The sequence below is a fragment of the Candidatus Poribacteria bacterium genome (assembly GCA_016866785.1).
Lineage (GTDB): Bacteria > Poribacteria > WGA-4E.
The window spans coordinates 1-7,814 of the sequence record VGLH01000161.1 but is presented as its reverse complement, the minus strand read 5'-3'; the positions used below and the strand labels follow the sequence as shown (position 1 = coordinate 7,814).

Here is a 7,814-nt window from a genome sequence, read left to right as displayed (position 1 = left end):
CACCCCGTCGCGGCGGCTCCCGGGTACGAGTTGTACTACTTGTGGATGCTCGCCGGCGACCGACGCAAGCTCATTCCGTACGACGACCCGCAGCACGCGTGGGTGAAGAAGTAGCCATCGCGGGCGGGACGTCCCACGACTCGGAAAGGCGTGGTATGAACGCTTCGATGTACGAATATATGCGCATCGGTGTCGTGCACTTCATGGCGTTCCCGGACTGCATGTCGGGAGAAGGGCCCATCCTGGAGACGGTCACGCGGATCGCCGAGGACCCCTTCTTCAACGCGATCGAGATCACGTCGGTGCGTGACGACAACGTTCGTCGCCAGGTCAAAGCCGTGGTCGATGTCTCCGGCATGGCGCTGGCATACGCTGCCCAGCCGGTGATCCTCTCGGGCAAGCTGAACCTGAACGCGCTCGACGAGGACGACCGGATCCGAGCCCTGTCCGCGCTCCGCGATTGCGTCGATGAGGCGGTCGAGCTCGGAGCCAAGAGCGTCGCGATCCTCAGCGGGCCCGATCCTGGAGAGTTGCATCGCGAGCGAGCCACGGCGATCCTCGCGTCGTCACTGCAGGACCTGTGCGACTATGCCCACCCGAGCGGCATCGGCATCACGCTGGAGACGTTCGACCGGACGATCGACAAACGCGCGCTGATCGGGCCCTCCGAAGAAGCCGTCCGACTCGCCGAGCTGGTGAACCGTGGCAACTTCGGACTGCTCATCGACCTGTCCCACCTGCCTCTGCAGTTCGAATCGCCGTACAAGGCGCTGCACACCACGCAGCCATACCTGGTTCACGCGCATATCGGCAACTGCGTGATGGGCGACCGTTCGCACCCAGCCTACGGCGATCTCCATCCGCACTTCGGCATCGCTGGCGGCGAGAACGGCGTCGACGAAGTTGCCGAGTTCCTTCAGGTTCTGCTCGACATCGGCTACCTGGAACCGTCGGAGGACCCGCCGTTGCTGAGCTTCGAGGTGAAGGCGCTGCCTGGGCAGAGCGCAGCGCTGGTTCTCGCGAACGCGAAGCGCACGCTCATCGAGGCGTGGGCACGTCTGTAGCGGGAAGAACGGACACGAACCGGGCTAAGCGCCTTCGTGGTCGCGAACCCACCGGTGAACCGTGCGCGAGGAGATGCGGAGCATCTTCGCTGCCAGTTCCTTGTTGCCTTCCGCCCGCCGAAGTGTTTCCTGGATGGCTGCGGACTTGATATCGTCCATCGACGACCCGAGTGGGATGTGTAGGATGTCTGAAGGGGCGTCGCCGTTTGCCGTGAGCTCCGGCGGAAGATCGCGCGGGGTGATGACGGAGTCGGTCGAGAGGATCACCGCGCGCTCGATCACGTTCTCGAGCTGGCGGACGTTGCCGGGCCAGTGGTAGTTCGTGAGAGCCCGCATCGCGGCGGTCTCGACGCCGTGGATGGGTCGCTCGTTGCGCTCCGAGTAGCGACGCACGAAGTGGTGCACCAGTAGTGGGATGTCTTCCCGACGCTGCCGAAGCGGCGGAAGCTCGACGCGGACGACGTTGAGCCGGTAATAGAGCTCCTCGCGGAACGACCCATTCTCGACGGCTCGCTCCAAATCCTGGTTGGTCGCGGCGATCAGTCGCACATCCACCGGGATCGGGCGCGACCCGCCGAGGGGCTCGATCGTGCTTTCCTGGATGGCACGCAGCAGTTTGACCTGCACGTGCGGAACCATCTCCGCGACTTCGTCCAGCAGCAGCGTCCCCGTGTGCGCCTGCTGGAACCGTCCGATGCGCCGCCCGGTCGCACCGGTGAATGCGCCCTTCTCGTATCCGAACAGCTCGGACTCGATCAGCGTTTCCGGCAGCGCCGCCGCGTTCACCGTCACAAACGGCTTGTCGCGGCGGAGACTCAGTTGGTGGATCGCTCTGGCGATCACCTCTTTGCCGGTGCCCGTCTCGCCCTGAATCAGAACCGTCGCGGTCGTCGGCGCGACCTGCTGAATCAGATTCAGGATGCGGAGAACCCCTGAGCTCTGACCCACCACGTTCCGCACGCCTCGTGTGCGTTCCAGCTCGTCGCGCAGGATTCGGTTCTCCGCGACGAGCACTCGGCGTTCCAGCGCCTTCATGACGATCGGCACGAGCACGCCACGTGACAACGGTTTCTCGATGAAGTCGTCCGCCCCCTCTTTCATGGCGCGTACCGCGCTCTCGACCGTGCCGAACGCCGTCATGACGATGACCTGCATCTCAGGCGCGACACGCTTCGCCGCAACCAACAACTCGATGCCATCCATGCCAGGCATCCTGAAGTCGGTCAACAGGAGGTCCGGCACTTCGGCTCGTATCAGCTCCAGCGCTTCCTCGCCGCTTCGAGCGGTTCTGACCTCGGTTTCCTCCTTGCGGAGGATCCGGGCGACCGATTCGCGGACGGAGTCCTCGTCGTCGACGACTAGGACCGAGCGTCGGGCGCCGTCGTCGGTACCGAAGGGCGGCGACTTCGGCAGTGCGCCGGTTGGGGCTGGGTCTTGGGAGCGCTCAGGCATCGTCGTCGGCTTCCTTGGGGCAGGGCAGCACGATGCGGAACGTCGCGCCGGCTCCGTTGCCGTCCTCGCACTCGATGGTTCCGCCGTGGGCGTGAACCACCTCCCGCACATATGACAGCCCCATGCCCAATCCCTTTTCCTTCGTCGTGAAGAGCGGCTGGAAAATCTGGTCGCGCACGGAAAGCGGGATCCCCGCCCCGGAGTCGGCAACGCGGATCACCAGTCCGTCGTCCTGACGCGAGCATGCGACCCGCAACTCGCCTCCATCCGCCATCGCGTCGAGGCTGTTTCGCACGAGGTTGAGCAGGACGCGGCGGAACTGCTCGGCATCCGCCATGACCGGCGGCACGTCCGCGAGGTCGAGGTACGCGGTCACCCTCGCCTGCCTGAGCTCGGGCCACAGGAACCCCATCTGCTGCCGGATCAGCGGCGGCAGATCGACCCGTTCCAGTCGCACCTGCGGCATACGACCCATGTTCAGATAGTCGCGGATCGTGTCGTTCATCTTGCCGGCTTCCTGCAACACGCTCGACAGCAGAGCCCTGGCTTCGTCCACGTGGGAGCCATCCAGGGCATCCAGCTCGTCCGACAGCAGTTCCAGGTTCAGTATCACCGAACTGAGCGGATTGCGGATCTCATGCGCCATCTGCGACGCCATCTTGCCGATGGCTGCCATCTTCTCCGACTGGACCAGCCGCTCTTGGGACTCGAACAGAGCCGACGTCCGGTCGCGAACCTCGTGTTCGAGCCTTCCCGTGAGTTCCGCCAGCGCGGCGTTGGATTCCTGGAGCTTCGTCGTCAGGATGGCGAATTGCTCCTTCTCGGACAGGATCTGCTGGTGGAGCGCCTCCGAATACGCCTCCAGCGCGATCCCCATATCGAAGATCAGCACGCGCGAAATCGCCAGCAAGTAGGGCAGGACCTCATCGGCGGCTCTGCCACTCGAAGCCAGGTGGTCCGCCGCCATCGGGAATAGGATCGACTGGTACAACTGCACGGCGCCAATGTACCAGTTGGGATCGAGCCCGATCCGATGGTGCACTCGACCGATGTCCCGTCGACGCTGGCAGTACGCCTCGTCAAAGACCCCCTCGAACAGTTGGAGCAAGTAATCACGCTGCAGGGCGCGAAGACGCTCCGCCATCTGAGCGCTCTCGACGTAGCGCCGCGTCTCCTCGAACCGCCGCAGATGAACGTAGAACCGCTCGACGATCTCATCGACTCGTAACTGCACTAGTGGTCGGAGATCGCGCAACCGGTCCGAGTCGTCATCGGTCAGGCTCAGGAACATGCGCGTTCTGGAGTGCCGCCTGGACGTGTCGGCAGCTCGGGATGGATTCGGGTCCTGTGAAGCCGCTGGCGGAACGGTCCGTGTCGTCTCGGAGTCGTGCGACCGATTCACGTCGCGCGTCAAGTCGCTGCCCGGTACCGTCTCCATGTCGCCCTCCCGTGTCTCAGGTGAGTGCGACATTATGTCCTACGGATCGCGGAGACGCAAGGGCGCACGATGGAATCGCAGCAACAGACTCAGAGGGAACGCGCTAGTCGCAAGCGTGATAGTCTTCGAGCCGGCGCGCTGTCTCGGATTCCAGGATCCGGCGGATCGCCTGCTGCTCCAACTGGCGCACGCGTTCACGGCTGACGTTGAGCTTCGCGCCGATCTCCTGGAGCGTATAGACCTCCGAATCGACGCCGTAGTGCCATCGCAACACCTGCGCTTCGCGGCTGGGCAGGCTCTCGAGGGCTGATCGCAGATCGTTGCCTAGGTCACGATGGATGGCTTCGGCATCCGGGCTCTGGTCGGCAGACGTCAGGTATTCCGACAGGCTCATCATCTCATCGCCCGTCAACTCGTCGAGCGATACGGACCGGGCTTGGATGTCCGTCACCTGCTGCACTTCCTCCGCCGAGAGTCCCGCCGCTTCGGCGACTTCGTCGTCCGTCGGAGTGCGATCGAGATGCGATGCCAGCGCCTGCTTCTGGCGACGATATCGCCCAACCTGCTGCACCTTGTAGGACGGGATGCGGATCGTGTACGCGTTCTTGGCGTAGGCGCGGTTCACAGCCTGCCAAATCCACCAAAGGGCATACGTGCTGAACTTCGACGAACGGTCGGGATCGTACCGGTCGATGGCACGCATCAAGCCGATATTGCCCTCTTGGATCAGGTCCATGAACACCGAGGGCTCGTTACGGTACCGCTTGACCGTATAGATAACGAGTCTCAGATTCGATTTAAGCAGATGCTCACGAGCCCGCTGCCATTCGTTGAACGCCCTATAAAGCGTCACCAACGACTTCTGGCTGGGTTCGTGCTTGGCTTCGCGAGGCAGGTCGGTCCAGAGACGCTCCATCTCCTCGTAGCGCAGCGTCCTCGCGTGCAATCGACGCCGCTCAGCCGGAGACATGTGGTGTTCGAGCGAGGTCAGGATGCTCCACGCCGCATCCCGCGCGTTGCGGATCGTCGTGAACAAAGCCAGCTCTTCGGACCGGGTCAGCAGGTCTTCCTTGGAGACCTCGCGCAGGTAAGCCGCGAAGACCGGGTGACTCGACGACTTGCTCGACGGTTCCTGCGCCGAAGCATGCAGGGATCCGAGTTCGTCGCGGTCGAGTTCGAGCGTCCCACCGGTTCTGCCTGCCGTCGACATCGTGGTAACGGCGGACATGCAATCCTCCTCACACTGGCGAGCTTGCCCTATCGAGTATATACCAACTGGCAACAACCGTGCCACGTCCGAAGCCATGCGCCAACCACGGCTGGGACCCTTGCAGGATCAGCGCCCGTCGGCTATTGCCTCATTCACATGAGGGTGTGCGTCCGTTCGGTGTCCAACCCGTTGTCCCCAAACTCGGACATTTTGTCGATCAAGTGAAGGTAGAGCCCTGATCGCCCGCCATCGCATGGACATTATGTCCAGTCCAACCCTGGCGGTCCGTCGAATGCGGTGTATCTACGTGTTGGCTCTGTAGAGCACCACGCTCTTGTAGTCCAGAACCACTTCGACCGCGCCGCGCAGTGCCGGCAGGTACGGGCTCTCCGCCGGGGTTTGCCCATTGATGGACTCGACGACGATCCGCTTCAGAGGCGCGAATGGGCGGGTCAGCAGATGCACGATGGGCGACAGGCTAGCGCGCAGTGAAGGGTCGGCGGCGGCGATGCGAAAGTGCAGATCGCGGCAGGAACGCTGGTAGTAGGCGATGAGGCGGGAGCCACGGTAGACGACGTAGGTCGTGGCGTGGCGCTTCGGCAGCTCTGCCCGCAACGCGTCGATGGACGCGCCGCACATCGAGGCTGGGTCGGTCGCGTTCAGCCAGAAAACGGCATCCTCCGGCAGAGCGCGCCGGAGGCGGTGGAGGGCATGAGGCGTCGCGAACTGGAGCCCTGGAACCCCCTCGAAGAAGCAGCCGGAGACGATCTCCCCCGACAGTTCCATGACACGAAGGGCGCGGAATACGTCCGACCATCGGAATCCCGACGCCTCCCGAGCGAGAAGCTCCCGGAATACGACGCCGTAACGGTCCAGCACGATTCGCGCGCGGTCCTTGGATCGCTCCATGTCGCTGACCGGGTCCGACTCCATGTGACGCGTCGGCAGGAGCAGCCAGCTTCCTGGAACCGACACGGTACGAAGCCCCGACATGAGCCCGCTACGAGACCGGCTGCGAACGCCTGCGCCATCCGTCATGGTCGGCGCCTGAAATCCCGTCTCCAAGCCCTTGCGCAACGCGGCGAACGTGTCGTTCGTTACCTCGCCGCGCCATACTGCCGACCAGAGCCGCTCCGCCATCTGCGACGGCGTCAGCGAGGCTCCGCGCAGAAGCGTCATGAAGTCGTACCGTCCGAGCCGGTCGGCGAAGAAGTCACGGATATCGCCTGCCGGTGCGGCTTCCGATGTCTGTTCCACGTTCTCCGGTCCCGGCTCGTCGGCAGCCAGCAGATCGACGTCATCCTCGTAGCAGAAGAGCACCTGCTGGTCAGCCGATCCGACCCAGCGCATCTCGCTTCGCTGGAGCACGGCGTCGATCAGCGTCGTCGAGTAGTGGGCGACGCGCGCCGGCAGAATGTCCGACTCCCATGCGTCGGAGCGAGCCGGATAGGCGATGAGCTGCTCGAGACGCCGGTGCAGTCCGTCTTCATCGTTGGCTCTTTCGGCAATGCCCTGGATCGACGCGAGGAACAACGGGATCGACTTGACCGGCAGAGGATTGAACGCCGGCATCGATGCCGCGCGCGCGAGCCGCAGTAGGACTTCGAAGTTCTCACTGTCACAGATCGACTCGTCGCCCTCGTCCATCACGAGAGACCCGACGATGGCGACCTGGGTGTCTACCAGGTCCTCCAGCACGAGCGACGCGCGGGCAGCGGGTATCCCAAGCGAATCGGCGACGAACTCCCGCGAGACGGGCCCGTAGAACCGGAGCCATTCCGCGACGACCGACGAGAGCGCCTCGTCCGAGTCCTCCTCCGGGGTCTCGCCGGCGGTCCAGTTTTGAGCCTCGAACCGCGAGTCGCCTTCAATCGGCTGCATCCACTCCAACGGCATCGGTATCGCCGCCATCAGTCGCGGCAGCGATTCGACCGCCACGATCGCCGGTTCCGCAGCGTCCGGGTTGGCGATGCGCACGGCGCGACCTGCGACGGAATGCGCTACAGACGCGGCATCCGCGCCTTCGTCACGCTCGATGGCTGCCAGCAACCGCCCCCACTCGGACTGTCGGACCCACAGACGCTCGCGGAGCCAGTCGATCAGATCGCGTCCCGGTTGCGGGGCGTATCCTGGAGCGAGCCGTTGCGCCTTCTCCTCGAAGGCGCGGACGATATCGCGCGGCACGGTCGGACGGAGCCCGGCGTTGAAGACCAGCTCTCGCAGCAGGTCGTCCCGCAGCCGCGACGGTCTTCCGGCCGACGGAACGTCGCCCATGTACATGTACTCGCTGATCTGACCCCAGGAGAGCGACTGCGCGAGCGGACTGGCGACGCTGGTGCGGATCGCTGTCCAGGCGATGGCTCCCGACTCGACCTCGGTCAGCATCTGCCGCAGTGCCGTCAGATCGAAGGAGTCGACCATGCACGCACGCCAAGTCTCCAGCAGGATCGGGAAGTCGTCGAGCCGCATGACGGCGTCCAGCAGTTTCTGCGCCTTGAGTCGGCTCAGCCACAGCGGCATTCGCTGGTTCGGACGGCTGCGCGCGAGCAGGAGGGCGATGCCGGCGCACTCGCGGAACCGCGCCGCAAAAAAGCCGGACGATTCGAGGCGCAAGCGGAGGAGCCTCTCGACGTTCGTCGTCGACACGAGC

The 7,814-nt window shown here is 64.3% G+C and carries 6 protein-coding genes; 2 read left to right on the top strand and 4 right to left on the bottom strand.

Going from position 1 to position 7,814, the window contains the following annotated elements:
* Both FJZ36_16980 and FJZ36_16975 read left to right on the top strand, forming a co-directional pair.
* Nucleotides 1–114: 5-deoxy-glucuronate isomerase (locus tag FJZ36_16980; GenBank protein ID MBM3216593.1), on the top strand; the 114-nt coding region annotated here is incomplete at its 5' end.
* A 41-nt stretch (nucleotides 115–155) separates the two neighbouring features.
* On the top strand, nucleotides 156–1,064 hold the full coding sequence (locus FJZ36_16975; GenBank protein ID MBM3216592.1) for a sugar phosphate isomerase/epimerase: 909 nt from the start codon (nucleotides 156–158) through the stop codon (nucleotides 1,062–1,064).
* Between the two features lie 24 nt (nucleotides 1,065–1,088).
* On the opposite strand, the gene FJZ36_16970 is transcribed toward FJZ36_16975, so the two are convergent.
* The 4 genes from FJZ36_16970 to FJZ36_16955 all read right to left on the bottom strand — a co-directional run.
* The gene (locus FJZ36_16970; GenBank protein MBM3216591.1) at nucleotides 1,089–2,516 is read right to left on the bottom strand and encodes a sigma-54-dependent Fis family transcriptional regulator; all 1,428 of its coding nucleotides are present in this window, start codon (nucleotides 2,514–2,516) and stop codon (nucleotides 1,089–1,091) included.
* Nucleotides 2,509–3,987: a hypothetical protein gene (locus FJZ36_16965; protein ID MBM3216590.1), complete on the bottom strand. Its 1,479-nt coding sequence runs from the start codon at nucleotides 3,985–3,987 to the stop codon at nucleotides 2,509–2,511. The genes FJZ36_16970 and FJZ36_16965 overlap by 8 nt, the downstream gene beginning before the upstream one ends.
* A 70-nt stretch (nucleotides 3,988–4,057) precedes the next feature.
* Nucleotides 4,058–5,260: a sigma-70 family RNA polymerase sigma factor gene (locus tag FJZ36_16960; GenBank protein MBM3216589.1), complete on the bottom strand. Its 1,203-nt coding sequence runs from the start codon at nucleotides 5,258–5,260 to the stop codon at nucleotides 4,058–4,060.
* Between the two features lie 207 nt (nucleotides 5,261–5,467).
* Nucleotides 5,468–7,814: ATP-dependent helicase (locus tag FJZ36_16955; GenBank protein ID MBM3216588.1), on the bottom strand; the 2,347-nt coding region annotated here is incomplete at its 5' end.

Bases quoted from the DNA above. Each gene is read 5' to 3' on its own strand.
- FJZ36_16965 (MBM3216590.1), bottom strand. From the start codon at position 3,987: ATGTCGCACTCACCTGAGACACGGGAGGGCGACATGGAGACGGTACCG.
- FJZ36_16975 (MBM3216592.1), top strand. From the start codon at position 156: ATGAACGCTTCGATGTACGAATATATGCGCATCGGTGTCGTGCACTTC.
- FJZ36_16970 (MBM3216591.1), bottom strand. From the start codon at position 2,516: ATGCCTGAGCGCTCCCAAGACCCAGCCCCAACCGGCGCACTGCCGAAG.
- FJZ36_16960 (MBM3216589.1), bottom strand. From the start codon at position 5,260: ATGGCTTCGGACGTGGCACGGTTGTTGCCAGTTGGTATATACTCGATA.